Consider the following 23,652-nt stretch of genomic DNA (forward strand, 5'->3'; position numbering starts at 1 on the left):
TTCGACCTCACGGTCCGAACACCTGCACCAGTCCTACCGTGATCGCCGGCACGAGGATGACGAGCAGCAGGGCGGCCAGCATCGCGCCGATAAGCCGGAACGTGTCCGGAAAGGCCGAGGCGACCGGGATCTTCCCGATGCTTGCCGCCATCAGCAGGCAGAGCCCGTAGGGCGGCGTCACGACGCCGATTGCGATGGCCATGCACGAAACGAGGCCGTAGTGGACCGGATGGACGCCGAGATTGGTGACCGCCGGCAGAAACAGCGGGCCGCAGATGATCGCGATGACCAGGCCGTCCAGGAAAGTTCCCAGGACCAGCAACAAGCAGGAAATCGCGATCAGCAGCAGCGCCGGGCTCGAAAATCCGCCGGCGAGTTCCGCCAGCAACTGCGGAACGCGGTAATATGCCAGAAGGAATCCGAAGACCCCTGCCGAACCTACGCAGAACATCGACGTGCTGACGAGCTTTGCGGCATTGAAGAAGATCGTCGGAAGCCGCCTGATCGCCACGCTGCGATACACGACGAGGCCGAGGGCCAGCGCGTAGAGAACGGCGATGATCGACGCCTCCGTGGGCGTGAACCAACCGAGGCGGATGCCGCCGACGACCACGACCGGCATGAACAGGGCGAGGATCGCGTCCTTCAGGCTGCTGACGATCTCGCTGCGGTCGCGACGCTCCTCGACGGGGAAGCTGCGCCGGCGCGCGATGACGTAGACCGCGATCATCAGGCTGAGCCCGAGCACGACGCCGGGCACGATGCCGCCGATGAACAGCGCTCCAATTGACGTTCCGGTGACCGCTCCCCAGACGATCAGCAGCAGGCTCGGCGGAATCAGCACGCCCATGACGGACGATGTCGCCGTGATCGCGACGGAGAACGCGACCGGAAACCCCCGGTCTCGCATCGCCGGGATCAGGATGGTGCCGGCGCCGGCGACATCGGCGAGCGACGAGCCCGAAATGCCGGCGAACATCATGCTGACGACGACATTGATCTGGGCCAGCCCGCCCCGGAGGTGGCCGACCAGCGCGGCGGCGAACCGGATCAGCCGGACAGTGATGCCGGTCTCATTCATCAGGCTGCCGGCGAGCAGGAAGAACGGCACCGCCAGGAGCAGGAAGGTATCAAGCGAATTGTAGGTGCGCTGGGCGACGATGAGCAGGCTCAAGCGCTCTTCGATCAGGATCGGACCGAATGAGGACGCAAGAAGCGCGAATGCGATCGGCGTCCGGATCGCCATCAGCACGAACAGCGTCGCGAACATCAGGATGACGGGAAAGACGTCACCCATCCGCCGGATCCCCATCGTTTCGATCGCCAGCCCGGAGCCGCAGAAGGTCACGCAACGCGAATAACGTCATCAGGACCGCGCCGGTGACGATCGCCGAGTAGGACCAGATCGCCGGCAGGTGGGTGACCAGCGACCGCCGCTTCAGACCCGAGACGGCGAATTCCCAGCCGTAGACAACCAGCACGACCGAGACGACCAGCACGGTCAGCAGCACGACGACCCGCAGGACCCGCTGAACGGGCGCCGGGGTCGCGGCGGGGAGTATGTCGACGAAGAAGTGCTCGCGGGACCGTACGGCGAGCGCGGCCCCGAGCATGACGAGCCAGACGAACAGCCCGCGTGCGATCTCCTCGGTGCCTCCCCAGAAGGGGATCGACGTGTGGAAGCGCGAGAACACCTGATAGGTGACGATCACCACCATGGCGGCGAGGACGACGCCCAGCGCGAAGCCTATCGCGCCGGCGAGCCATGTGCCGACCCGATCGATCGGCGACACCGGACCGGCCCGTGGGCCGCCTCCGGTGCCGTTCGCGTCAGGCTGCGGTGTCGGAGCGCGCGACACGTCATCCCGCCGTTGGAGCCGGATGTCGTCGGCCTACTGGCGGATGCGCCCGGCCAGGTCGGTCAATCCGATCTCGTCGACGAACGGACCCATGGCTTCCGAGATCTTTTCCGCGAATGCCGCCTTGTCGATCGTCGTGACGTTGACGCCGTGCTCGTCGGTCAGTTCCTTCAGGTACTTCTGATCGAGGCCGTGTTCCATTTCCTGCTCGAACTCCGCAGAAACCTTGCCGCATTCGAGGACCGCCTGCTGCTGTTCCTCGGGCAGAGATTGCAGGGTCTTCTCGGAAAAGATGAAAGGCCGCGTGACGATCTCGTGCTCGGTGAGGGCGATGTTCGGCGCCTGCTCGTAGAACTTCATCCGGGCGATCCACTCGGGCTCGTTCTCGAGACCCTGGATCACGCCGAGCTGGAGGCCGTTGTAGACCTCGCCGTAGGCCATGACCGTGGGCGATGCGCCGACGGCGCTCCAGGCGGTGTGCAGGACTTCGCTGGGCAGCAGGCGCATGACCAGTCCCTGCACGTCGTCGATGCTTTCGACCGGCTCCTTGGTGACGAGCTGGCGGACCGAGCCGCCGTAATATCCGAGAATGCGGATTTCCGGCAGCTTCTCGCGGGTCAGCGAGGAGATGTCGTCACCGACCTCGCCGTTGACGATCTCCTTCCAGTGGTCGAAGTCCCGGAAGATGAACGGGATCACGAAGACCTGAATCTCGGGCATGAACTCCGCCATCATGCCCGGCGCGACCGCGGCCATGTCGACCGTTCCCTCGCGGACCTGCTCGAAGGTCTCGGTCAGATCGCCGAGCTGGCGGTCGGGATAGATCTCGACGAACACCTCGCCGTCCGTGCGCTCCCTGAGGCACTTGTCCATTTCCTGGAAGGCAGCGCCGTAGGATGTCTCGATCGGTCCCTGCAGCGAGGCTATGAGCTTCTTCTCGGCCAGCGAGGGCGTCGCAAGCGCGGTGACGAGGAATGGAGCGGCGGCGAGCGCGGCAGCAATTGAATACCTGGGCAACATTGTCGGTTTACCTCCCTCAGCGCGTCCGTATCGATGGCGCAGTTTGAAGGGGAGGTTAGGTGCGATGTGGCCCAAGCGAGGATAGTATGATATTGCGATACCCGCGATTTGGCAGCCGGCTTGGCAACGTCGCCCGGGGGGGCTGCACAGGCAAGCACCGGAAGCGGCAGCGACCACTTGCCCCGTCGCCGCCGATCAGAAGTCTGCGGCCAGGCGGAGGTGGTGCCGAAGCAGCGATTCGGCCCAGTCGAAATCCTCGGCTTCCAGCGCATCGATGATGGCCAGGTGCTCGCGACAGGATTGCTCGATCCGCTCGCGCGGCAGTTCCGAGAACACCGAATGCTCGCGCATGCGGCGCAGGCTGTTCTGGTGGCGCACGGTCTGCAGCAGAAACCGGTTGCGCGAGCACATCGCGAGGGTCTCGTGGAAGGCGGCGTTGACGCGGAACCATTCCTCCCCGCTCACAGCCACCCTGTCGTCGGCGAGGATGCGCTGGTGCGCCCGCCGGATCGGCTCGATCTTCTCCCTGTCGACGACGAATCTGGGTGAGCGCAACGCAGCGCATTCCACGATCAGCCGGAATTCGTAGCTCTCCCGGTACGCCTCGTCGTCATCCAGACTGTCGACGAAGCGCCAGCCGTGCCCGGCCATCCGCTGGGCGAGGCCCTCGGCGGCGAACCGCATGAGCAGCTTGCGGATGACGCCGCGCGAGACGCCGTAGCGCGGCATCAGTTCGGCTTCCGAGATCTCCTGGGGAATTTGTCCGGTGGCGCGGTCGCGCATCATGGTTTCGTACAGGGTCTCCTGCGGCGAACTCGGCACCAGCGCCCCGATGTCGAGCGAGGCGACGTCCCGGGCGAGGCCGAGGCCGCGCTTTTCCAGGGCGGCGACGATCCCCTGCGCCGCAAGCAGATCCAGTGCCGCGCGGATCGGCGAGCGGGAGACGCCGAAGGCCCGGGCGAGGTCCTGCTCGGAGACCCTGGTGCCCACGGTCCAGCCTTCGTCGCGCATCTTCTCGAGAATTCGCCGCGCCAGATCCCGCTGCAGAGGGCTCGCGCCCGCGAGCCGGTCGGCGCCTGGGTCGCCGGGTGTCTTCGTGTTCGTTGCCATGCGCACACATCATTATTCGGTATCGCGACAAAGGAAAGCGCCGGACGCCAAGACGGTCAATTTTTTGCTTTTCAGTTGCACAAAATACGTTAGTCTGCCCGGACGATCCAATACAGCCCCAGGCTTCGATGCACACGACAGACCCGATTCCACTCGTTGAAGTTGCCGGTTCCCCGCGCGAGCGCGGCCGTTGCCACGGCGAAACCGCCCGCGAGCGCGTGAACCGGTCGGTGTCGCTCTATACCGAGCAATTGAGCAGGCTCGGCTGCGACCGGGCCGAGATCGAGTCGATCGTCGGCGGCTTCGTGCCGCGCATGGAAGAGTGGGCGCCCGACCTCGTAGACGAAATTCGCGGGATCGCGGAAGGTGCCGGCTGTCCGTTCGAAATGGTGGCGCTGGTCAATGCGCGCACGGAAGTGCTGCAGCTCGCGCACCGGCAGAAGGGGGTCCGCGATGACGATCCCGACGGCTGCACCGGCGCGGTGGCGCTGCCGCAGGTGACGGCGGACGGCAATCTGGTCCACGCCCAGAACTGGGACTGGCGCGCCGAATGCGCGGAAACGAGCATCGTGCTGCGCATCAGGCGGGATGACGGCCCGGACATACTGACCTATACCGAAGCCGGCGGCCTGGCCCGCAGCGGCCTCAACTCCGCGGGCCTGGCCATTACGGCGAACTATCTCGAATGCGATCGCGACTACCGGGAACTGGGCATTCCGCTGCCGCTCATCCGCCGCCGGGCGCTGGAGACGGCGCATTTCGCACTGGCCCTGCGCGTCATCGCGGTGACCCCGAAGTCGGGCTCCAACAACATGATGATGAGCAGCGCCGAAGGCTATGCCATCAATCTGGAATGTGCGCCCGACGAGACCTTCGTCATCCATCCCGCGGACGGATTGATCGTTCACGCCAATCACTGGCAAAGCGCGGTGGCCCAGACAAAGGTCAGGGAGACCGGACTGGGCTCGGTTCCCGACAGCCTGTACCGGGACGTGCGGGTGCAGGGATACCTTTCGGGCCGGCTGGGGCGGATCACCCGGGACGACCTGAAGGCCGCGCTGTTCGACGACTTCGGGACCCCCTATTCGGTCTGCCGGCCGCCGCTGCGAAAGGAGGGCGGAAACCTGTCCGCCACCGTTGCGATGATCGTCATGGAACCCTCGCTCGGGCTGATGGAGGTGGCGCCGCTGCCGGCGCTGAACCGCACCTTCACCAGCTATACGCTCGAACTGGACGAAACCGCGCGCGTGGCCGCATGAGACCGGAGGTCGACCGGCCGCTGGCCGATGCTGAGAGGGACTGTTGCTTCGGTTCATCCTGACCAGGACGGCGTTTGCCCTGCCGACGCTGCTGATCGTCGCCGTGACGGTGTTCGCCCTGATGCGGTTCGTGCCGGGCGACCCGACGACGGTCATGCTCGGCGATCTCGCGACCCCGGAAAACGTGGCGGCGATGAACAAGCGGCTGGGACTCGACCAGCCGATACCATGGCAGTTCGTTACCTGGCTCGGCAACGTCGTGAGGGGGGACTTCGGACTTTCGATCGTGTCCGGCCAGGCGGTGCTGCCGCTGATCGTCGAGCGGTTTCGCGTCAGCGCCACGATCGTCCTCGTCGCGGTTGCGCTGGCGACGCTCATCGCGGTGCCGGCCGGCATGCTGGCGGCGTGGCGCCAGGACCGGTTTACCGATCTCGCGGTGATCGCGACGTCCACGGTGTTCCTGTCGATCCCGAGCTTCTGGCTCGGCCTGATGCTGCTGCTGGTGTTCGGGCTGAACCTGGGATGGCTGCCGATCGTCGGCTATGTCCCGTTCGCCGAGAACTTCGGCAGCGCCTTGCTGTATATCCTCATGCCCGTCGCCACCCTCGTGCTGGTGGAAAGCGGCCCGGTCGCACGCATGACCCGGGCCAGCACAATCGAGGTCGCGCGGCTCGACTACATCACCCACGCCCGGGCCAAGGGCCTCTCGGAGCCGGCGGTGATGTGGCGGCACGCCTTCAAGAATGCCTTTGCCCCGACCTGGACGCTGATCGGCCTGATCCTCGGCAGCCTGCTGGCCAACATCGCCGTCATCGAAACCGTTTTCACCATCCCGGGCATCGGGCGGCTGATGATCGACGCGATATCGGCACGCGACTATCCGATCGTGCAGGGATGCATGCTGTTCGTCGCGCTGATCTACGTGGTGGTCAATCTGATCGTCGACCTCATCTACCCGCTCCTCGATCCGAGGGTTGCGGCATGATCGCGACGGTATTCAACCTGCCGCGCCTGCGCCTGAACGGCCTCATCGGCGGTGCGATCGCCGGGATCCTGATCTTTCTCGCCCTCTTCGGGCCGGCACTCGCGCCCTACGATCCGCTGGCGCTGGACCTGCCGGCGCGCCTGACCGGGCCATCGGCTGCGCATTGGCTCGGCGCCGACGAATTCGGGCGCGACGTCCTGAGCCGTCTCATGTACGGCGCGCGCACGAGTGCCTGGATCGCCTTCTCCACAGATCTGTTCGCCCTCTTCGCCGGCGTGATCATCGGCGTTGCGGCAGGCTACCTGAGGGGCTGGGTCGACCGGATCCTGATGATGTTCAACGACGCGCTGCTGGCCTTCCCGGGGCTGCTGCTGGCGCTCGGCATCATGGCCGTGTTCGGCGCAAGCCGCGGCGGCATCATCATTGCTCTTGGCATCGCCTATACGCCGGTCGTGGTGCGCGTCGTCCGCGGCACCGTCATGTCGGTGCGCGAGCGCGAGTTCGTCGAGGCGTCCCGCGTCATGGGCAACAGCGAATGGTTCACGATGGCGCGGCACGTGCTGCCGAACTGCATCGCGCCGCTCTTGGTGCTGGCCACCACGATGTTCGGCTGGATCGTGCTGGCGGAGAGCGCCTTGAGCTTCCTCGGTCTCGGCGTGCCGCCGCCCGCGCCGAGCTGGGGAAACATGCTCTCCACCGCCCGGCCGTACGTCAACCAGGCGCCGTTCCTGATCGTATATCCGGGGCTGTGCATCTCCATCACGCTGCTCGGCGTCAACATGCTGGGCGATGCCTTGCGCGACTGGCTCGATCCGCGGATGCGAACATGAGTGAGCGCGAAACGGCGCCGACGCTCGAGATCTCCGGCCTCAAGGTGACGGTCGGCGCGAAGGGCGAGGCCATTGTCGACAATCTCGACCTCGTCGTCGAAGGCGGCGAGATCGTGGCGGTGGTGGGCGAGTCCGGGTCGGGCAAGACCATGGCGGCGCGCGCGATTCTCGACCTTCTGCCGTCGCCGCTGACCGTTGCCTCCGGACGCATTCGCCTTGCCGGTGAGGACCTGGTGAAAATGGCGCCGGCACGGCTGCGGCGGATTCGCGGTGCGCACATCGGCATGGTCTTCCAGGAGCCGATGGTTTCGCTCAATCCCTCGATGACGATCGGCCGGCAGATGGCCGAGGGTCTCAGGCTGCATACGAAGTTGCCGGCCGCGGAGATCCGCGATCGCATCCTCGCGATGCTCGAGCGCATCCGGATCCCCGATCCGCAACGCTGCCTCTCCGCCTATCCGCACGAGTTCTCGGGCGGCATGCGCCAGCGCATCATGCTGGCCTCGGTGATGCTGCTGAAGCCGGATCTGCTGATCGCAGACGAGCCGACGACCGCGCTGGACACGCTGGTGCAACGCGAAGTCCTCGACCTGATGGTGGAACTGGCGCGAGAGAACGGCACGGCGGTCCTGCTGATCAGCCACGATCTCGGAATGGTCTCCCACTACGCGCGGCGCGTGGTGGTGATGCAGGCCGGCAAGGCCGTCGAAACCGGCCTCAGCGGCGACGTGTTGCGCAATCCGCGCAACGCCTACACCAGGCGCCTGGTCGACGCGCTGCCCCGGCGCGGCGCGGCGCGCAGCCCTGGCGACGCGTTCGGGGGGGCCCTGGTGGAGCTCGAGGACATCGTCATCGACTACCCCGGACGCCAGCGCATGTTCCGACGGGATCCGCCGAAGCGCGCCGTCGACGGCGTCTCGCTGCAGGTTCGCAGGGGCGAGACGCTGGCCCTGGTCGGCGCTTCCGGGTCGGGCAAGACCACGCTCGGCCGCTCGCTCGTCGGGCTGCTCGCACCCACCGCGGGGCGGATCGTATTTCACGCCGAGGAGGGCGGGGAGACGCGCCCCCGGGATAAGATCGGCGGGGGACGCGACACGCAGATCATCTTTCAGGATCCGTATTCGTCCCTGGACCCTCGACAGCGGGTCTTCGACATCGTCGCCGAGCCGCTCCGCCATGCGCGGGACATGAACCGGGGGCAGCGCGCGGCACGGGTCCGCGAGGTGCTGGCGGAAGTGGGGCTGGGCGAGGATTTCGCCGCACGCTTGCCGCACCAGCTGTCGGGCGGGCAACGGCAACGCGTGGCGATCGCCCGCGCGATCGTCCGGCGTCCCGCCTTCGTCGTCGCCGATGAGCCGGTATCCGCCCTCGACATGACGGTGCAGAAGCAGATCCTGGCGCTGTTCCGCGACCTGCAATCGCGCTACGGCTTCGCCTGCCTGTTCGTGTCGCACGATCTCGGCGCCGTCGAGCAGGTGGCCGACCGGGTCGCAGTCATGCAGGACGGGCGCATCGTCGAGACGGGCGAGCGCGACGAGGTGTTCGACCGGCCGAAGCACCCCTATACGCGGGCGCTCCTCGACGCGGCCATGCTGCTCGACCGGCGGTTCGCGGCCGGCGGAAGCGAGAGCGCTGCGGAGCGCCACACGGCCTGAGAGGCTTCGCGAGCGACCGGCCGTAACGATGTCGGGTCGGAAATCCGTCGCTACGCAAAACGGCGGGTGAGACGTCTCACCCGCCGTTCTTCACGCCAGGTCCGCCGTCACTCCGTCAGCCAGACGCCCCAGGCACGCGTCTTGTCGCCCGGCCACGCGGCGTATCCCTCGACGTTGGAGGTAACGGCATCGATGACCGGTTCGTAGTAGATGCCGAGGATCGGCACGTCCTCGGCCATCAGCGCGTGGATCTGCTTCAGCAGCGCCTTGCGCTCCTCGAAGTCGCTGGTCGTGGTCGACCTGAGATAGAGGTCGTAGGCCTCGTCGTTGCTCCACTGGCGCCAGGGGTCCTTTTCCTTGTCGCCGATCAGGACGCCGTACATCAGCGAAGGATCGAGCCGGGCGGAGTAGCCGAACGACTGGAGCTGGAACTTCCCGGCGAGATAGTTGTCGAGCTGGGCCGGCCAGTCGAGCACCTCGAGCTCTGCGTTGATGCCGGCGGCCGCCAGCATCGCCTGCAGCAGCACGCTGTTGTCGTACATGCCCTGGTACTTGGTGTTGGTCTGGATCTTCAGCGGCTCGTTGTTGTAGCCGACCTCCTCCAGCAGGGCCCTGGTCTTGGCCGGGTCGTACTCGGGCCACTTGAGGAAGTCCTCGTCGAAGAAGGCGCTCGCCTGCGCCACGGCCGAGGGATTGCCGCTCGCCAGCCCGTCGGAACGGGTCTTGGCGATCTGATCCAGATCGATTGCGTGCGCCACCGCCTTGCGCATTCTGACGTCCGACATCAGGTCGTCGTTCGTCTGGATCAGGATCGGCGTCCAGGACAGGCCGTCGGTGTGCAGGACCTCGATTCCGCGCCCCTCGGCTTCGGCGATGCGCTGTGCCTCGAAGCCGGGCAGGACGTCGATTTCCCCGCCATACAGGGCAGCTTCCGCCGCGGCGGTGTCGGGAATGATGAGGAACCTGGCTTCGTCCACATAGGGGATCCGTGCGCCGGCATAGCCGCTGCTCGGCTCCTCTAGCGGCACGTAGTTGTCGTAGCGGCCCAGCGCGACGTACTCGCCCTTGCGCCACTCCTTGAGGGTGAACGGGCCGCTGCCGATCGCCGAGTCCGGAATCCAGTTGCCGTCCGCGTCGGCGTTCTTGGGGCTCGCGACCCAGTTGTTGCACTGGATGTTCGCCAGCTGGGTCAGGAACAGCGCGTTGGGGTCCTTCAGCGTGTAGACGACGGTCTCGTCGTCCGGCGCCTCGACCGAGGTGACCTCGAGCCCCTGCGCGCCGTTGAAGTAGTCGGCGCAGCGCCATTCCTCGGCCATCGCCATGCGCCGGTCCCAGTTCCACTTGACGTCGGCGGCGGTCACGGGATCGCCGTCGTGAAAGGTCGCCCCTTCGCGGATCTTGAAGGTGTAGGTCCTGCCGTCCTCGGAGATCTCCCAGGACTCGGCGAGCACCGGTCCGATGGTGAGGTCGTCGCGGTACCCGACCAGGGTTTCGAAGATGTGGTGGAGAACCGTATCGGTGTTGGAGTCGCGATTGACGCCGTCGGTCGCGCGAATGTCGGCGTTCATGCGGATGACCAGCGTGCCACCCTGCTTCGGTTCGCTCGCATTGGCCGTCGTCGCGGCAAGGGCGGCCGCCCCCAATGCGGCCGCGAGGATGAGAGTTCTGGGAAACATGTCCACCTCCGGTTGATAGGATGGTCTATTCGCTGGCGCGCGCCTCTTGCAGGGCGCTTTCGAAGAAGTCCTTGACGTTGCCGATCAGCCCCCGGTCGTCATGGGCGAAGCCCGGCACGATGTCGTGGCGGACCCTGACGCCGTGCCGCTCGAAGCTCTCCTTGAGGGCCTGCATGCGGGAGATCCGGTCCGGACCGGCGGCGTCGGCGCCGGGCATCCACCAGGCATCCTTGGGCGTGATGGTGATCTCCCAGGTCTCGCGGTCGTTGCCGCCGATCACCATCTGCACCGGGACGCGCCTGACCGCGTCGAGGTCGATCGGCTTTCCGAAGACCTCCTCGAAATTGCGGACCCCGACCCAGAAGTCATGGTCGAAATCGAGCAGGGTCACCACTCCGGGGGCACCGATCGAGGCGGCGAGCAACCGCTCCGGATGAAGGTACAGGAACCGGTGCGTGAAGTGTCCGCCGCCGGAGAAGCCGTACATCAGCACCCTGTCGCCGGCGATGCGGTACTTCTCCTTCAGCTCGTCGATCATCGACAGGAGCACGGCATCGTAGTGGAGGTCGCCATCTCGCAGCATCTTGTAGCTGGAGAGGTCGCCCGGAAAGCAGATGTTCGCGGGAAACAGGGGGCACAGAACGATGACCGAGTTCTTCTCGGCGAAGTCCGAAAAGGCGTCCCGGTATGCCTGCATGCCCCGCTCGGTGCCGTGCACGATCACGGCAACCGGATACCTCTTCGACCCGTCCTCGTCGTAGTCGCCCGGGACATAGGCGCAGTACGAAAAGCGCGAATCCTCGCGGCTCGCAAATACCGTCGTACGGCCGAAATCGTAGTAGGAGAGATGCTTTCCGTGTCCTGCCGGTCGCGCCATTCAGTTCCGATCCCCACGCTCGATATCGATCAGGCTTGCATAATTTTGTGTGCACGAAAAGCATAATCTGACGCCGCTGCGCGGCGGTCAGCCTAGCCTGATCAGTGGGTAAACCCTTGGTGCAGTATGGGAAACGCGTCTGGTCGCCCTGCCGGAGTTATGAACAAATAAAATCCGGCCCGGGAAACGTGGTTCGATGGCCGCCCCGTCGTCTCGGCCTCGCGCCGGCGGGCGGATCGGGGATTCCGTCAGGGCAAAAATACAGGTGGACACGGACCGGGCGACCGCATATGAAATAACATACATAACGTCATTTATGTAAAAGGTGGCCGGGTGGCGCAGCCAAGACAGAAGCAGCACGAGAGGCGCGCGGAGACACGCCGCAAACTCATCGACGGCGCAATCGAGTGCCTGATGGACATGGGGTATGCGGGGGCGAACGTTCAGGAAATCTGTCGCCGCGCCGGCGTGACGACGGGCGCGATCCAGCACAATTTCGGCTCCAAGCAGGGCCTGATGACCGCGGTGGTCGAAGAGCTGTTCCGGAGCTTCGCCGACGCGGCGCCGCCGAGGGGGCCGGCGCGACTGCCACTGGAAGATCGCATAGGTCGCCTGGTCGACCACTACTGGAGCATCTACGGGGACGACAGGTACTTCGCGATCCTCGAGATCCTGCTGGCGACCCGGCACGACGAGGAGCTGATGCTGTTCGTGGCCCGTCACCGGCAGAACCTGCTGACCAGCCTTCGTTCGTTCCTGCCCCGCGAATTCTCCGACGTCGACCTGCCTGCCGAAACCCTGCTGGAGATCGCTCACGACATGATGGACTACCTGCGCGGATACGCGGTGCACCGGCTCTACCAGCGCGAGACGCGTCTCGACGACGCGGCGCTTGAGCGCGCCCGCACGATGGTTCGGGAAGGCTTCGAGGCGGCCCTGAAGAGCGAAGAGAGGGAGCGCCCGTGACCGACGCCGCCGAACTGCATCGCGATGCGATCGTCTGGGACAACACGTTCCCGGCAACGCCCACCTGCGGCTCTCGGGCCGCCCATCACGACGCGCTGGTCCGGATGAAGGCGAGCGGCTACGACGCCGTCTCGATCACCGCGGCATCAGACACCGAGACGGCTGCCGCCGCGGTCGCAAGCCTTTCGGCATGGCGGCACTACCTGCGCGACAATCCGGACCGATACGCGATCCTCGAACGGGCCGACGACGTCGCGGAGGCCAAGGCCGAGGGCAAGCTCGCCGTCGGCTTCCACTTCCAGGGCACGGCGCCGTTCGAGCGCGATATCGGGCTTGTCGAGGTCTTCTACAAGCTCGGTGTCCGCCACGCGCTGATGGCCTACAACCAGAAGAACCACGTCGGCGACGGCTGCCATGAGCGCACCGATGCCGGTCTGTCGCGGTTCGGACTCGAGCTCGTCGCCGAGATGAACCGGGTCGGCATGATCGTCGACTGCACCCATACCGGCCATCGCACCAGCCTCGACGTGTTCGAGGCGTCGACCTCGCCGGTCATCTATTCTCATTCCAACGCCAGCGCGCTGCAGGAGCATCAGCGCAACATCGCCGACGAGATGGCTCGTGCCTGCGCCCGCACCGGCGGCGTCGTCGGCATCAACGGCATCGGCATCTTTCTCGGCGACAACGATCCCTCTACCGAGGCGCTGTTCCGCCATGTCGATCACTGGGTCCAGCTCGTCGGCGCCGACCACGTGGGGATCGGACTCGACAGCGTCTCGGAACCCGAGGTGCTCACCGCCAATGTCCGCGCGAACGCCGCCAAGTACCCGACCGGCCAGAACTACGAGGTCGATCTTCGGGTCTCCCGGCCCGAGCAGTTGCCGGAGCTTACCGAGCGCATGCTGCGCGCCGGCTATCCCGAGGCCGCCATACGCGGCGTGCTCGGCGAGAACTGGCTGCGGCTCGCCCGGACGGTCTGGAAGTAGGGCGCGCGGATGGAACTCCTGGCGCGGATTGCGGGCCTGGCCGATGCATCGACCCGGGGACTTGGCCGGCTGCTGGCGATCGCTTCCGCGCTCTCCGTCGCCGCGATCGTCGCTATCCTCGTGTTCTCCGCCGTCCAGCGCTACGCGCTGGAGCGGCCGATCCCGGCAACCGAGGAGCTTGCGGGCTATCTGTTTGTCGCGGTTGCCTTCCTGTCGCTGACCGAAGGGTTCACCGAGGGCCGCCAGATCCGGATCCTGCCGCTGTGGCGGCGGCTGCCTGGCCGCCTCCAGGGCTGGGCGATGGCGGTCGGCCACCTCGGGTCGCTCGTGGTGCTTGCCGTGCTGATCCGGCAGACCTTCGACTTCGCCTGGGCGAGCTACCAGTTCGGCGCGCGCAGCTATGTCGCCAATCTCCTGGAATGGCCCTGGATGATGATCCTGCCGTTCGCACTGTTCGTGCTGGCGCTGGCGGTGGCGGCGCGCTTCGTCGTCGACCTCGAGCGCACCCTCAGGGGCGTTCCCGTCCGCGAGGCCGAGGACAACGGGGCGGAGGAGGGGATCTAGGGATGCTGACCGTCGCCCTCGTCGCTGCCGTCCTGTTCGCCCTGCTGACCGGCACCATGCTGGCGACGACGATCGCGGCGCTCGGGCTGATCGTGCTGTATTTCGCCTTCGGCGGAAACTTCAGCGTCCTCGGCAATTCGCTGTGGAACACCTTCAACAGCTTCACCTTCACGGCGGTGCCGGCATTCATCCTGCTGGGAGAGATACTGGGCCAGTCGGGCCTGGCGCAGCGCATCTACGGGGCGATCTCGCCGGGGTTCGAGCGGCTGCCGGGCAAGCTGCTGCAGACCAATATCGGCGCGTGCACCGTGTTCAGCGCGATCAGCGGCTCGTCCACGGCGACCACGGCCGTGGTCGGCTCGATCGCCTATGACGAGCTGAAGCGGCGGGGCTACGACCAGCGTGCCGTCGTCGGCACGATCGCGGCCGGCGGCACGCTCGGCATCCTGATCCCACCGTCGATCGCCCTCATCGTCTACGGCGCCTGGCAGAACGTATCGGTCGGTGCGCTGTTCATCGCCGGCATCGTGCCGGGGATCCTGCTGGCGACGATGTTCATGATCTTCATCGGCGTGATGGTACGGCTGAGGCCCGCGATGGTGCCGGATGTGGCCGAGGGCATGTCGCTGGGCGGCGCGCTGCTCAAGTCCCTGGAAGCCTGGCCCTTCGCGATCCTGATCTTCGCCATCCTCGGCACGATATTCCTTGGCCTCGCCACGCCGACGGAGGCCGCGGCGCTCGGCATCGCCACCGCCATCGTCCTGGCGTTGCTGTACCGGGAACTGACCCTGGGCAGGGTCTGGGCGGCGCTGCAGTCGACTGTCAGGACGTTCAGCGCGCTCGCCTTCGTCATCGCCGGCGCGCTGGTCCTGTCGCAGGCCGTGGCGCTCACCGGCCTGCCCAAGCAGCTCATCACCATGGTCGGGGAGGCGGGCCTGCCGCCGCCGGTGGTCATTACACTGATCTACGCGATGTACCTGGTGCTCGGCTGCTTCTTCGGGCCGATCGAGATGCTGCTGATCACTTTGCCGTTCGTCTTCCCGCTGGTGACTGGGCTCGGGTTCGATCCGGTCTGGTTCGGCATCGTGCTCGTCATCGTCATCGAGATCGGCCTGCTGACGCCGCCGCTCGGCATCAACCTGTTCGTGATCATGGCAATCAGCCGCAACGAGGTCTCGCTCGGCGAGGCGGCGATCGCCTGTCTGCCCTACTGGCTGCTGATGCTGGCGGCGCTGGTGCTGATCACGCTCGAGCCGCAGCTCGCCCTGTTTCTACCGAATGCCGTCGGCTTCCGATGAGGTCCGCCGGCCAATCCGGGCAGAACGCCCACCAGAGTGGAGGTACCCATGAACCTTAAGACATTGGCGCTCGCCGCGGCGCTCGCCGTCCTGGCGTCGGCCGCCCAGTCCGCCGAAGTGGAATGGAAACTCGGATCGTCGGTCGGCCCGCAGGACCCGACCACGCTCGAGCTGGAGGAACTTGCGAGGCGGGTGGCCGAGCGCACCGACGGCCGCTTCGAGATCGAGGTCGTTCCCATCGAGACGCTCGGCTTCAAGAACGTCGACAGCCTGCGCGTGCTCAAGCAGGGCGTGCTGGATGCGATGAGCATCATTCCCTACTACGTCACCCGCGACGAGCCGCTGATGGGGGTGTTCGTGCCGCACGGCATGATGGTCGATCCGGAGGAGAACCTGAAGGTCGTCGATGCCCAGTACGAGATCGGCAAGGAGATCCTCGACGAGAAGTGGGACATCGTCCAGATCGACCGCGCCCCGTTCGCGGCGCTGCGCGACCTCGTGGTCATGACGACCGAGCCGATCAACACGCTGGACGGGCTGCGCGACATCAAGTTCCGCCACTTCACCAAGGACGGGCTGCAGGCGTTCAACGCGCTCGGCGTCTCGACCCAGGTGGTCCCCTCGTCGGAACTCTATCTGGCGCTGAAAACCGGGGTGGTCGACGGGGCCGTGTACGGTCCGACCTATGCGCAGTCGCAGTCGATCTACGAGGTGACCTGCTGCTTCTCGTATCTCAGCGCCTTCTCGATGGCCTATCCGTTCTCGATCGGGGTCAACAAGGCGACCTGGGAAAAGCTGCCGGATGATCTGAAGGCGATCCTCACCGAGGAAAGCCACAATATGTGGAACGAGTCGGTGGAGCGCTGGAAGGTCGGTGCGGCGGAGAAGGAGGCCTACGACTGGCTCACCACCGAGGGCGGCATGGAGATGCTCGACCCGATGCCGATCGAGGATCGCAAGGCGATCCAGGCGGAACTCGTCAAGGCATGGCGCGCCAACTGCGAGGCGCTCGGCGAGAAGGCGGTCGGATACTGCGACCGCATCGAGAAGGCCCTGAACGGCTGATCGCAGCCGATTGAAACCGGCCTCCGCGACGGCCGTCGCGGAGGCGCCCTTCCTGCACTCGAGGAACATGCCGATGCTCGCCTTCACCAACGCGCGGGTCTTCGACGGTCTGAACGACGGGCTGAAAGACGCCACCGTTCTCGTCGAGGGAGAACGCATCAAGTCCGTCTCCGAAGCACCGCCGCCGGCCGGTGCAGAGATCGTCGATTGCGGCGGACGGGTGCTGATGCCGGGGCTGATCGATGCCCACATCCACGCCTACTTCTACGACATGAACGTCACCCGGCTGCAGCGCCTGCCGGTGACCATGTATGCCCACCATGCCGCCAACATGCTCGGCGACATGCTCGACCGCGGCTTCACCTCGGTTCGCGATACCGGCGGGGCCGACTACGGGCTGTGGCTGGCGATCCGCGACGGGCTGATCAAGGCGCCGCGGCTGTTCTACTGCGAAAAGGCGCTCAGCCAGACCGGCGGCCATGTCGACATGCGCCACCAGCACGAATTCAACGCCTGCGACGACCATCTGGTCGCGTGCGGGTGCTGCCATGCCAATCCGCTCGGCGTCGTCGTCGACGGCGTCGACGCCGTGCGCCGCGTGGTTCGCGAGAACCTGCGCCGCGGGGCGAGCTTCATCAAGTTCTGCGGCTCCGGCGGGGCATCGACCACGTCGGACCCGCTCGACGGCATCCAGTTCTCCAACGACGAGGTGCGCGCCATCGTCGAGGAGGTCGAGAATCACCTCGTCTACTGCACGGCGCACATCCACCCGGACCGGGCGCTGAAGCGGGCCGTCGAACTGGGCGTCCACTGCATCGAGCACGGCACGCTGATCGAGCCCGACACCGCACGGATGGCCGCCGACAGGGGCACCTACATCGTGCCGACCCTTGCCGTCATCGCCGGCCTTGCCGAGAAGGGCGAGCTGTTCGGCTACCCGCCGGAATCCATCGCCAAGATTGACCGGATCAAGGGTGAGGCTATCGAGCGGCTGAACCACATGAAGGATGCCGGCGTGAAGGTCGGCTTCGGCACCGACCTGATCGGCGCGATCCAGCCGATGCAGTGCATCGAGTTCTCGCTGCGGGCGCCGGTGTTCTCGAATTTCGAGATCCTGCACCAGGCGACCGGAATGAACGCCGAGATCATCGGCGCGAAGGGCGACCTCGGCACCATCGCCGCCGACGCCTATGCCGACATCATCGTGGTCGACGGAAATCCGCTGGAGGATCTCAAGCTGATGGAGGACGACGGCGCGCACATCCCGATCGTGATGAAGGGCGGCCAGTTCCATCGCAACCGGCTGGAAGCCAACCCATGACACGGACAGCGGACGTCATCATCATCGGTGCCGGCGTCATCGGTGCGGCCACCGCCCTCGAGCTTGCCAGGCTCGGCTACAGGACCGTGTCGGTCGATCGCAACGCCCAGGCCGGGCACGGCTCGACGTCTGGTTCGTGCGCCATCATCCGGATGCACTATTCTACGCTCGACGGCACGGCCTTCGCCTACGAGGGGTACTTCTACTGGCGCGACTGGGCGGACTATCTCGAGGCGGCCGATCCGAACGGCCTGGCGACGTTCCGCGAAACCGGCTGTCTCGTGCTGCAGACCGGCATGAACGGCCATCTCGAGAAGCACATGGAAAACAGCCGGGCCCTCGACTGTCCGTTCGAGCAATGGGTTCAGGCGGAGATCAGGCGACGGCTGCCGTTCTTCGAACTGGAGCACTTTCATCCGGCCAAGCGACCCGACCAGCCCGGCTTCGGCGAGCCGACGGGCGGCGAGATTTCAGGGGGCGTGTTCTGGCCGACGGCGGGCTACGTCACCGATCCGGCCCTGTCTGCGCAGAACCTGGCCTATGCGGCGGCGCAGAAGGGAGCGCAGTTTCTCTACCGGTCGACGGTCACCGAGATACTGGAGAATGCCGGTCGCACGATGGGCGTGCGGCTGTCGTCCGGCGAGGAGATCCATGCGCCGGTCGTCATCAACGTCGCCGGTCCCGCCTCCGCCCGCATCAACGCCATGGCCGGCGTGCTCGACGACATGACGATCACGACGCGGGCGCTGCGGCAGGAAGTCTGTCACGTGCCGGCGCCGGCCGGGTTCGACTTCTACGAGAACGGCTTCGTCGTCTCCGACAGCGACATCTCCTGCTACTGCCGGCCTGAACTGGGCAACAACATCCTGATCGGCTCGGAGGATCCGCCCTGCGACCCCCATGTCTGGGTCGAGGACGACACGGACTACGACCGCAGCTTCACCGACCAGTGGCAGGTGCAGGCGATGCGCCTCGGCCAGCGAGTCCCTTCGCTCGGGATCCCGTCGAGATCGCGCGGCGTCGTCGACCTCTACGACGTCACCGACGACTGGATCCCGATCTACGACCGATCGCTGCTGCCCGGCTTCTACATGGCCTGCGGCACCAGCGGCAACCAGTACAAGAACGCGCCGATCGCCGGAAAGATGATGGCGGCGCTGGTCGAGTACTGCGAGAACGGCAACGACCACGACGCCTCGCCGCTGCAGTTCAGGCTGCCGCGGATCGGGCGGACGATCGATACCGGCTTCTATTCCCGCAAGCGCCCTATCAACACCGAATCCAGCTTTTCCGTTCTGGGCTGACGAGGATAGCACCGACCGGGGCAATCCCGGTCGCCGCCGGACGGGTCGATCACGTCCCGCGACGGGCCGGGGCACTCGGAATTCCGCAGACTGCCCAGCCCGGACGAGACCCGCCGACCTTTCTCTACCCGACCAGGTTTGGGTACAGTTGGTGACTGTTTTTGACAATTGTACCTTTCCAACTGGTACCAGTTGCCCGTTAGCTGCGCAAAAAAGAGATCCGGGTTCCGGGAGGACATCTTGCGCAGCTCCATCGATGGCGAGCCTGGGTGCGCGTCGGCGTGTATCGGGCGGTCCAGCACCCTCGCACCTTGCGAGCGCCCGGTCGGTCCGTCGGCGGGCCGTTACCTGACGGCGAGCGCCCGGTGCCGCGCGCCTGACATGCCGCCGGACCCGATCGCGCGGGCGAGACGATAGGATGAGCGCGCTCGCGGGTGTGGCGACGTGCTTCTCGTGGCTCGCGGCCGTCCTGATGCTCCTGCAGGTCAGCGTCGACATCATCGGCAAGTTTCTGTTCGGCATGCCGGTCCCTGGCACCGCCGAGGTGGTGGCTTCCTACTACATGATCGTGCTGGTCTTCATGGCGCTCCCGCTGGTGGAGAAGCGGGGCGACACGATCGCCGTCGATGTTCTCTATGAGCGGTTCGGGCCGCGGCTGAAGCTGGCGAGCCGCATCATCGCGCTGCTGATGACGCTCGCCTTCTACCTGGTCTTCGCCTGGACAACCTTCGAGGCGGCGATGAAGTCCATGGCGGTGCGCGAGGTCGTGCTCGGCAGCCGCGAGTTCCAGGTCTGGCCCAGCCGGTTCTTCCTGCCCGCCGGGTGCCTGCTGGCCGCCGCAGTCGTCGTGCTGCGGCAGGTCGCAGCCCTCTCCGGCAGGAAGGACTAGGCGCCGGATGGACCGCGTCGACATCGGCTTCGTCGGGGTCGCCCTGACAATTGTCTTCATCCTCTTCCGGGTGCCCGTCGGCGTGGTCCTCGCCACCGTGGGATTCGTCGGCATCGCGGTCCTGACCAGCATCAAGGCCGCGTGGTCGATCGCCTCCAACGTCCCCTTCGAACTGATCGGCGACTGGAATCTGAGCGCCATCCCGATGTTCCTGCTGATGGGCTTCCTCGCTTCCGAAGCCGGCCTGACGAGGGGACTGTTCCAGGCAGCGCGCATCTTCCTGAACCGGGTGCCGGGAGGGCTGGCGTCGGCGACGGTGGTGGCCTCGGCGCTGTTTGCCGCTGCGTCGGGTTCGTCGGTTGCCACTGCGGCGTCGTTCTCGCGCATCGCGATCCCCGAGATGCTGGACGCCCACTACGACCGGGGCCTCGCCTGCGGCAGCGTCGCCGTCGCCGGAACGCTCGGTGCGCTGATACCGCCGAGCATCCTGATGATCCTGTTCGGCATCTTCGCCGAGGTCTCGATCGGCAAGCTGTTCCTCGCCGGCGTCGTCCCGGGCATCCTGTCGGCGCTCGTCTTCATCCTGCTGATTACCTTCCGCGTGGTGGCCAGGCCCGATCTGGCGCCGCGCACGGACGTGATCGTCACCCGCCAGGAGAAGCTGGCGGCGGTCCTGGATATCTGGCCCCTGCCGCTGCTGATCGCACTGGTGATCGGCAGCATCTTCGCCGGCATCGTCACGCCCACCGAAGCAGGTGCGCTCGGCGCGCTGATCGCCGCGCTGATCGCGATGGCGCGCAGATCGCTGACCGTCCGCATATTCTCCAAGTCGGTAGTCGACACTATCGCCGGCACGGCAAGCATCTTCGTGGTGATTGTCGGCGCCTCGATCTTCGCCCGCTTCGTGGCGCTGAGCGGCATGGCCGGGGAGCTCACCGACCTGCTGGCCTTCGCCATCGAGCGCCCGATCCTCCTCGTGGTCCTGACCAGCGTGATCTACGTCTTCCTCGGCATGTTCCTGGAAAGCGTGTCGCTGATGCTGCTCACGCTGCCGCTGCTGCTGCCGCTCTATCACAGCGCCGGGATCGACCTGATCTGGTTCGGCGTCATCTGCGTCAAGCTGCTCGAGATCGGCCTGGTGACACCGCCGGTCGGGCTGAACGTCTACGTCATAAAGGGGGCTCTGGGAGACCGCGTGAGCCTCGGCCAGATTTTCCGCGGCACCACGTGGTTCCTCGCCGCGGACCTGGTGACCCTCGCCCTGCTGATCGCCTTCCCGGTCATCAGCCTGTGGCTTCCCGCACTCTCGAAATAATCCATCAACCGGAGGAAATGACATGAAAGCGACACGGACTATCGCGGGCGGCCTGGCCGTCATGGCCCTGGGCATGTGGCCGGGCGTCGGCAGCGCGGAAAACTACACGGCATCGACATGGTTCGCGCCGACCCATCTCCTCTCCCACTTTCCGTACATGGAATGGCAGGAGGCCGTCGCAAAGGCGACCGACGGACGGGTGTCGTTTGAGGTCTACAATGGCGGAACCCTTCTTCCGCCGAAGGCTACGATGAGCGGCGTGGCGGACGGCGTCGCCCAGGTCGGCATCGTCTACCCGGGCTACCAGCCGGCCGAGCTGCCGCTGAACAACGTCCTGATCGATGCCTCCTTCGTGTCGGACGACCACTATGCGGCGGCCTTCGCCTACACCGATCTCATCATGACCAACCCTGACGTCTATGCGGAGTGGGCGGCGAACGGTGTCGTGGTCGGACCGGGCTTTGCCACGGCGATCTACAATTTCGTCTGTGCCAGCCCGGTCTTCGACCTGAGCCAGGCGGCCGGCAAGAAGTTCCGCACCGCCGGCGCGGCCCAGGTGGATTTCGTCGAGAAGATCGGCGGCATCGCCGTCAGCGTGCCGTTCTCGGAAGTCTATACCGGCCTTCAGCGGGGATCGCTCGACTGCGCACTGGTCGATCCGACGACATTGATCGTCGGGCCGAAGCTGGCGGAGGTGGCCAGCGACGTCACGGAACTGCCGGTGGGCATCATCATCGGTGCGAGTTGGGTCTACAACAAGTCGTTCTGGCGTGGCCTGCCGGTGGAGGACCGCAGGATCCTGATGGATCAGATGATCCTCGCGCTGGCGCGGATGGAAATCGGCTACGAGGTTCAGGGCAACGAGGGGATCGAAGGATCGCGGGCGCAGGGTGTGAAGGTCGCGCCGCCCGAGAGCGACCTGGCCGATGCGCTGGCCCGGTTCAACGCGAACTTCCTCAGCGAGCTGCCTGCCGCCACGGCCGAGCGGTTCCACATCGATCCGCCGGACGCCCTGCTGGAGGACTTCCTGGCCCGCCAGGAGGCCTGGAAGGAGCGCCTTGCCGGCGTCGACCTTCAGGATCAGGACGCGATCGTCGCGCTGCTGAACGAGCACATCTTCTCGAAGATCGACGTCGACACGTACGGCATGTCCGACTGATAGGCGGCCGAACCCGCGACATCGCGACAGGAGGCAGCCCGCCGGGTCACCGGCGGGCTGTCCGTCCGATGCCGCCGGCAGCCAGTGTGAGGTAACCGCTCAGTTGGCGTACATGCGTTTCAGGAATTCGTAGAAGGCCGGCGTGTCGGCCCGCGCAATGTTTATCCGGGTGCCGTGGCGCCCCGCCTCCCGGTCGACGCAGAAGACGCTTCCGGGCGCAATGAAGATCCCTTCCTGCGCCCCCGCCTTGGCAAGGGTGATGTCGTCGACGTGCGGCGGCAGGTTGAGATAGACGTAGTAGCCGCCGGCCGGTTCCGTGAACACCTGGAACCCGTGGCGCTGGAGGTTCGACGTGACCGACTCCGTCGCCCGCGCGATTCGCCGGCCGAGGCGTTTCAGGTGGCGGCGATAGTGCCCCTCGACGAGCAGTCCGTGGACGAGCTGCTCGACATGGCCGGAACTGTTCACCGTCGTCAGCATCTTCAGTTCCGCCAGCGAGGCGATGACGTCGGCGCGGGCGGCAATGAAGCCGCAGCGCAGGCTCGCCGACAGCGTCTTGGCGAAGGTTCCAACCGAGATGACGTTGCTGAGCTGGTCGAGCGGCGTCAGTCCGCCGGCGCGGACGGTCGGCAGGTCGACGAACGGTTCGTCCTCCACGACCATGAAGCCGTGCCGGGCGGCGATCGTCAGCAGCGCGTGCGCCGTGGGCAGGTTGGTCGACCCGCCCGTCGGGTTGTGCGCCAGCGATTGCGTGAAGAAGAGCTTCGGCCCGTGCGCCTGCGCCTTGGTCCGAAGGTCTTCGGTGTCGGGGCCGGTTGGCAGGCGCCTGACCCCGATCATGCGGACCCGCGCCAGCTTCAGCTTGGCGAACAGTGGATAATAGCCGGGCTCGTCGACGAGCACCGTGTCGCCGGGCATGAGGTAGCGGCGGATGATCAGGTCGAGCGCGTGGTTGGCGCCGAAGGTCAGGAGGATCTGGTCCGGCGTCGCCTCGACTTCCCGGTCCGCAAAGCTCATGGCCAGTCGCTGCCGCAATGCGGGAAACCCCATCGCCGCGCCATATCCCTGCACGTTCGCCTGTCCGGGCTTCTGCCTGCGCGCCAGATGGCGGCGGACTTCCGACTCCTCCGTCCACGAGGGCGGCGGCCTGCCATCGCCGACGCGAATGGAGAACGTCTCCTCCAGCTGCGCATTCAGCAGCGAGGCGATGTCGACCGCTTCGGCGACGTGCTTCAGCCGCTCCGCAGTCGACGGCTGGCGTCTGTCGACGACCGTGAACCCATACCCCTGGCGCGACGTGACGAAGCCTGCGGCGAGCAGCCGGTCATAGGCTTCGACGATGGTGTTCTTCGAGACAGCGAATTCTTCGGCGGCGCGGCGGATCGACGGCAACCTGTCGCCGACCTTCAGCGCCCCGGATTCGATGCGCCCCTGGATTTCATGCAGCACCTTTTCAGTCAGCGTCATGATCCGCATCCATAGGTTGCATCGCATTGACCCCGATCATGTCACAC

At 66.1% G+C, this 23,652-nt stretch carries 21 protein-coding genes; 14 read left to right on the forward strand and 7 right to left on the reverse strand.

The annotated features are described in order from the left end of the window. Window positions 1-7: 7 nt before the first annotated feature. The 4 genes from V3328_RS22000 to V3328_RS22015 form a co-directional block, all read right to left on the reverse strand. Complete coding sequence (locus V3328_RS22000; RefSeq protein ID WP_340331874.1) at window positions 8-1,297, reverse strand: TRAP transporter large permease; 1,290 nt, start codon at window positions 1,295-1,297, stop codon at window positions 8-10. Continuing rightward, a complete protein-coding gene (locus V3328_RS22005; RefSeq protein WP_340331875.1) occupies window positions 1,290-1,793 on the reverse strand; it encodes a TRAP transporter small permease in 504 nt (167 codons plus the stop codon). Before V3328_RS22005 ends, V3328_RS22000 begins: the two co-directional genes overlap by 8 nt. A gap of 99 nt (window positions 1,794-1,892) precedes the next feature. Continuing rightward, entirely contained in the window at window positions 1,893-2,879 is a 987-nt protein-coding gene (locus V3328_RS22010) for a TRAP transporter substrate-binding protein (protein WP_340331876.1), read from the reverse strand. Window positions 2,880-3,074: 195 nt separating this feature from the next. Beyond that, the gene (locus V3328_RS22015) at window positions 3,075-3,989 is read right to left on the reverse strand and encodes a GntR family transcriptional regulator (RefSeq protein ID WP_340331877.1); all 915 of its coding nucleotides are present in this window, start codon (window positions 3,987-3,989) and stop codon (window positions 3,075-3,077) included. Between the two features lie 128 nt (window positions 3,990-4,117). Between V3328_RS22015 and V3328_RS22020 the strand changes: the two genes are divergently transcribed. The 4 genes from V3328_RS22020 to V3328_RS22035 are packed head-to-tail and all read left to right on the forward strand — an operon-like array spanning window position 4,118 to window position 8,718. Beyond that, a complete protein-coding gene (locus tag V3328_RS22020; RefSeq protein ID WP_340331878.1) occupies window positions 4,118-5,248 on the forward strand; it encodes a C45 family autoproteolytic acyltransferase/hydrolase in 1,131 nt (376 codons plus the stop codon). Window positions 5,249-5,291: 43 nt separating this feature from the next. Continuing rightward, complete coding sequence (locus V3328_RS22025) at window positions 5,292-6,233, forward strand: ABC transporter permease (protein ID WP_340331879.1); 942 nt, start codon at window positions 5,292-5,294, stop codon at window positions 6,231-6,233. A gap of 17 nt (window positions 6,234-6,250) precedes the next feature. Next, a complete protein-coding gene (locus V3328_RS22030; RefSeq protein ID WP_340331937.1) occupies window positions 6,251-7,063 on the forward strand; it encodes an ABC transporter permease in 813 nt (270 codons plus the stop codon). Beyond that, on the forward strand, window positions 7,060-8,718 hold the full coding sequence (locus tag V3328_RS22035; RefSeq protein WP_340331880.1) for an ABC transporter ATP-binding protein: 1,659 nt from the start codon (window positions 7,060-7,062) through the stop codon (window positions 8,716-8,718). Before V3328_RS22030 ends, V3328_RS22035 begins: the two co-directional genes overlap by 4 nt. 107 nt (window positions 8,719-8,825) lie before the next feature. Here the strand turns inward: V3328_RS22035 and V3328_RS22040 are convergent, their stop codons facing one another. Then, window positions 8,826-10,394, reverse strand: coding sequence for an ABC transporter substrate-binding protein (locus tag V3328_RS22040; protein ID WP_340331881.1), 1,569 nt, complete (start codon window positions 10,392-10,394; stop codon window positions 8,826-8,828). Window positions 10,395-10,419: 25 nt separating this feature from the next. After that, window positions 10,420-11,271, reverse strand: a complete 852-nt coding sequence (locus V3328_RS22045; protein ID WP_340331882.1) for an alpha/beta hydrolase — start codon at window positions 11,269-11,271, stop codon at window positions 10,420-10,422. Between the two features lie 333 nt (window positions 11,272-11,604). Here V3328_RS22045 and V3328_RS22050 point away from each other — a divergent pair, with 333 nt between their 5' ends. The 10 genes from V3328_RS22050 (at window position 11,605) to V3328_RS22095 (ending at window position 22,138) form a co-directional block, all read left to right on the forward strand. Next, window positions 11,605-12,237 carry a TetR/AcrR family transcriptional regulator gene (locus tag V3328_RS22050; RefSeq protein WP_340331883.1) on the forward strand — a complete coding sequence of 211 codons (633 nt, stop codon included), beginning with the start codon at window positions 11,605-11,607 and terminating at the stop codon, window positions 12,235-12,237. Beyond that, a complete protein-coding gene (locus V3328_RS22055) occupies window positions 12,234-13,223 on the forward strand; it encodes a membrane dipeptidase (protein WP_340331884.1) in 990 nt (329 codons plus the stop codon). Before V3328_RS22050 ends, V3328_RS22055 begins: the two co-directional genes overlap by 4 nt. 9 nt (window positions 13,224-13,232) lie before the next feature. Then, window positions 13,233-13,787 (forward strand): TRAP transporter small permease, encoded by a 555-nt coding sequence (locus V3328_RS22060; RefSeq protein WP_340331885.1) that lies wholly within the window; start codon window positions 13,233-13,235, stop codon window positions 13,785-13,787. 2 nt (window positions 13,788-13,789) lie between these two features. Beyond that, window positions 13,790-15,085, forward strand: a complete 1,296-nt coding sequence (locus V3328_RS22065; RefSeq protein WP_340331886.1) for a TRAP transporter large permease — start codon at window positions 13,790-13,792, stop codon at window positions 15,083-15,085. A gap of 48 nt (window positions 15,086-15,133) precedes the next feature. Further along, window positions 15,134-16,150 carry a TRAP transporter substrate-binding protein gene (locus V3328_RS22070; RefSeq protein WP_340331887.1) on the forward strand — a complete coding sequence of 339 codons (1,017 nt, stop codon included), beginning with the start codon at window positions 15,134-15,136 and terminating at the stop codon, window positions 16,148-16,150. Between the two features lie 10 nt (window positions 16,151-16,160). Beyond that, window positions 16,161-17,471, forward strand: coding sequence for a metal-dependent hydrolase family protein (locus V3328_RS22075; protein ID WP_340331888.1), 1,311 nt, complete (start codon window positions 16,161-16,163; stop codon window positions 17,469-17,471). Then, window positions 17,468-18,775: an NAD(P)/FAD-dependent oxidoreductase gene (locus tag V3328_RS22080; protein WP_340331889.1), complete on the forward strand. Its 1,308-nt coding sequence runs from the start codon at window positions 17,468-17,470 to the stop codon at window positions 18,773-18,775. Before V3328_RS22075 ends, V3328_RS22080 begins: the two co-directional genes overlap by 4 nt. 418 nt (window positions 18,776-19,193) lie before the next feature. Further along, the gene (locus V3328_RS22085) at window positions 19,194-19,664 is read left to right on the forward strand and encodes a TRAP transporter small permease subunit (protein WP_340331890.1); all 471 of its coding nucleotides are present in this window, start codon (window positions 19,194-19,196) and stop codon (window positions 19,662-19,664) included. A gap of 7 nt (window positions 19,665-19,671) precedes the next feature. Then, window positions 19,672-20,979, forward strand: a complete 1,308-nt coding sequence (locus tag V3328_RS22090; RefSeq protein ID WP_340331891.1) for a TRAP transporter large permease — start codon at window positions 19,672-19,674, stop codon at window positions 20,977-20,979. 22 nt (window positions 20,980-21,001) lie between these two features. Next, entirely contained in the window at window positions 21,002-22,138 is a 1,137-nt protein-coding gene (locus tag V3328_RS22095) for a C4-dicarboxylate TRAP transporter substrate-binding protein (RefSeq protein WP_340331892.1), read from the forward strand. A gap of 99 nt (window positions 22,139-22,237) precedes the next feature. Here V3328_RS22095 and V3328_RS22100 read toward each other — a convergent pair whose 3' ends face one another. Beyond that, window positions 22,238-23,605 (reverse strand): aminotransferase-like domain-containing protein, encoded by a 1,368-nt coding sequence (locus V3328_RS22100; RefSeq protein WP_340331893.1) that lies wholly within the window; start codon window positions 23,603-23,605, stop codon window positions 22,238-22,240. Window positions 23,606-23,652 lie beyond the last annotated feature (47 nt).

This window comes from Microbaculum marinum (assembly GCF_037855135.1).
In the GTDB taxonomy this organism is placed as follows: domain Bacteria; phylum Pseudomonadota; class Alphaproteobacteria; order Rhizobiales; family Tepidamorphaceae; genus Microbaculum; species Microbaculum marinum.